Source organism: Bradyrhizobium sp. LeoA1Lang (genome assembly GCF_055413685.1).
Map to the genome: position 1 here is coordinate 1 of NZ_JBVAPG010000374.1, position 1,770 is coordinate 1,770.

The following is a 1,770-nucleotide window of genomic DNA, read 5'->3' on the forward strand; positions in this document are numbered from 1 at the left end:
AGCCTTCGTGGTAACGCTTGTCATGGCGTGGTCTCCAGCCCGGCGCGTCAACGCCGGGTGATTCGAGGTTGATCACCCCGGAGACTACGCCACTTTCAATTCCAACCGCTTTTCGGACGGCACCCCCAAGAAACTGATGCAGCACTGAGCTATCTCGCGAAGATAAAGCAGAGTCTATCGAAGGTATTTTCTGCGCTCGAAAAATATCTAGCTTCTCCAGACAACATCTACGATTTTCAAGCGTACCAGATTTTCCGTTGGCTCAATACTTTGGGAACGAAACCAACAGACGGATTAACATCTGCGGCCCGACAATACACATTCAACAACGCAAAGCCGTTTTATTTGCGCTCAGCCTGCCGGGTTACTTTGCAAGATCACGGAACATTCGCAGATTTCGAGCGATTGGAAGGAAGCTATGGTAACGCTCAGAGCGAGATTGAAAGAGCCCAAATCATCGTAAGCCTAAAAAGAATGGAGGCTGGTCGCCGCAACGCTTTCTACGGACGAGTATCTGGCGATGGCTTCCTATGTGATCGAGCCTGCCGCCTCGTAAGAGAAAACCGCCCATAGCACGGCTTCAAAGGAAAATTCGGTTATGGATAATCGGGAGCGGCTACTAAGCGCGCTAAAAACTACAGCAGGATCACGGTTCATAGCCGCAGCACGTCTGAGTGCTCGCGATCGCCGCCTAACTCGGGTAACTGCCTTTACTTCTGCGTATCTAATACTACTAACAATTTTCCCTTACTTTTTTAAGTTGCCTGCGCACGTCGCCGACATACTTAACCTTATTACTGTTGCACTCTCAGTCGTAATTCTCGTCTCCTCGTTGCTGCAATATTCCAGTGGAGACGTTGTCAATGCAGAGCAACACCATAGAAGTGCACTAGAGATTAACGAGCAGCGACGGCTGCTGTCGCTGCTTCCTCCGGATGTGTCGTCGCAGGAGCTGGAGGTGCTTACCAAAGAATACAACGCGATACTTCAGAAATACAGCGTCAACCACGAAGAAATCGACTATCAGAAATACCAAACAGAACGACCCGAAGAATTTCCATGGTTGGCATCACGTCAACGCGCATGGATTGCGACCAAGCTATTCTTTGTAAATCATTCTGCCACGCTAATTCTAGCGTTCATTACAATGTTCGTTATAGGACTACTGAGCCTCTATGCTTATCCGAGCCGCATAGTCTCTCCGGATAATCCATCTTCGCAAACTCGATCGAAGTAGGACCGTAGGGCGGGTTAGTTAGCGAAGCGTAACCCGCCGACCCTGTCGTGAGCGAACGGCGGATTACGCTGACGCTAATCCGCCCTACGCACTGGGCCGGTCGCGACAAGGAAGCTTGACTTTTGCCCCATAACGTCGAGTTCGACACGGTCGCCGTGGACCTCATAGCTCCAGGGCGGTTCCACAAAGGTGGACCACAATTTCCATCCGTCCACATCCCAAGCGGCCAGTTCAAGCTCGGCTGACATAAGGACGATGTTATCGTGCCGCTTCCATCCCCAGAATCCGACATCCGCTACGTCGCGCCAGAGACGTCGAACAGGCGAGAGCTTGTATGCAAGCAGCGATGTTCCAGCTCCGACAAAAACGAGGTGCCGATCCGGTACCAATAGGATGCCTGGATAAAAGTGAGCGTCACGAGAGGATCGCCGTGCCCGGCCTTGACTTGCGCGGAATGCTTTGGATTGCCCGATCGGGGTGATTGACGCTGCCGCTGGGCGATGATTGGGTGCTCCCCTCTGAAGGGACCTCTG

General features: G+C 52.1%; 2 protein-coding genes. One reads left to right on the forward strand and one right to left on the reverse strand.

Annotation, left to right across the window (positions count from 1 at the left end):
* Positions 1–598 precede the first annotated feature (598 nt).
* Positions 599–1,237, forward strand: a complete 639-nt coding sequence (locus ACZYOF_RS43555; protein ID WP_463719563.1) for an SLATT domain-containing protein — start codon at positions 599–601, stop codon at positions 1,235–1,237.
* A 295-nt stretch (positions 1,238–1,532) separates the two neighbouring features.
* Here the strand turns inward: ACZYOF_RS43555 and ACZYOF_RS43560 are convergent.
* On the reverse strand, positions 1,533–1,770 hold a 238-nt coding region (locus ACZYOF_RS43560; RefSeq protein ID WP_463719564.1), incomplete at its 5' end, for a hypothetical protein.

Bases quoted from the DNA above. Each gene is read 5' to 3' on its own strand.
- ACZYOF_RS43555 (WP_463719563.1), top strand. From the start codon at position 599: ATGGATAATCGGGAGCGGCTACTAAGCGCGCTAAAAACTACAGCAGGA.